The 1,254-nt window shown below is 73.7% G+C and carries 1 protein-coding gene; it reads right to left on the bottom strand.

Annotated features, from left to right (window positions below):
- Positions 1 to 1,114, bottom strand: a 1,114-nt coding sequence (locus ACYVE9_RS27365; protein ID WP_461030578.1) for an ABC transporter transmembrane domain-containing protein, incomplete at its 3' end; no start/stop codon positions are given.
- Between the last annotated feature and the right edge of the window lie 140 nt (positions 1,115 to 1,254).

Below are 1,254 nucleotides of genomic sequence, written 5' to 3' on the forward strand. Positions count from 1 at the left end.
CGGCGGCCACGGCGGACACGGCTGCCGGGGGGCTCGCGTCGGGTGCGGATGTCCGCCCGGTGGGCGCGGCCCGGGTGCGCTCGGCCGGTACCGGCGCGTCCAGCACCTCGAAGTAGCGGTCCGTCGCGGTGGCCGACTCGTTGCTCATGGCCAGCAGGAAACCGATCGACTCCACCGGCCAGCGCAGGGCCAGCGCCGTCGACAGGAACGCGACGAGGGTGCCCGCCGACAGCTCGCCGTCCGCGACCTGCACCGTGCCCAGCACCAGCGCGGCGCCGAGCGCCAGCTCCGGCAGCGTCATGATGAGCGCCCAGATCCCGGCCAGCAGCCGGGCCTTGCGCAGCTCGGTGCCCAGCAGCTTCTGCGACAGGGCGCGGAAGGCCTGCGCCTGGCTGCGGTGCCGGCCGAAGCCCTTGGTGATGCGGACGCCCAGCACCGCCTCCTCGACGACCGTCGTCAGGTCACCCACCTGGTCCTGCGCGCTGCGGGCCACCAGCGCGTACCGCTTCTCGAAGGTCGAGCACAGCACCACCAGCGGCACCACAGGGGCGAGCAGCACCAGGCCCAGCGTCCACTGCTGGGCCAGCAGGATGACGCAGCCCACGATGATCGTCACGCCGTTGACCAGCAGGAAGGTGAGCGGGAAGGCGAGGAACATGCGCAGCAGTTGCAGGTCGGTCGTGGCGCGCGACAGCAACTGCCCGCTCGCCCACCGGTCGTGGAACGTCACCGGCAGCCGCTGGAGGTGCTGGTAGAGGTCGGCCCGCATGGCCGCCTCGACGCCGGCCAGCGGGCGGGCCACCAGCCACCGCCGCAGGCCGAAGAGCAGCGCCTCCGTCACCCCGATCGCCAGCAGCAGCGCGCCGCCCAGCCAGACGCCGCCGGTGTCCCGTGCGGCGACCGGCCCGTCCACGATCCACTTCAGCACCAACGGGACCACCAGGCCCAGGCAGGAGGCGAGTACCGCCACCAGGGCGGCCGTTCCCAACCGCACCCGCACCGGGCGCACGTACGGCCACAACCGCAGCAGCGACCGCACCGCCGAGCGCGGCCGGTCCTCGCCCGGCGCGGCTTCCGCGACGGGCTCCGTGGGGGGTTCGGAGAGCGTGTTCATCAGCACCGAGACTACGTTTGGCGACTGACAGACTTCACTGGGTTTTTCGGACTAGGTCACCGGACCGAGCCGCCCTCGGGCGGTGGTCGCGGTGGTCGCGGAGGTCGCGGTGGCCGCGGGGGCGGCGGGGGCGGCGGGGG

This window comes from Streptomyces sparsus (assembly GCF_054776295.1).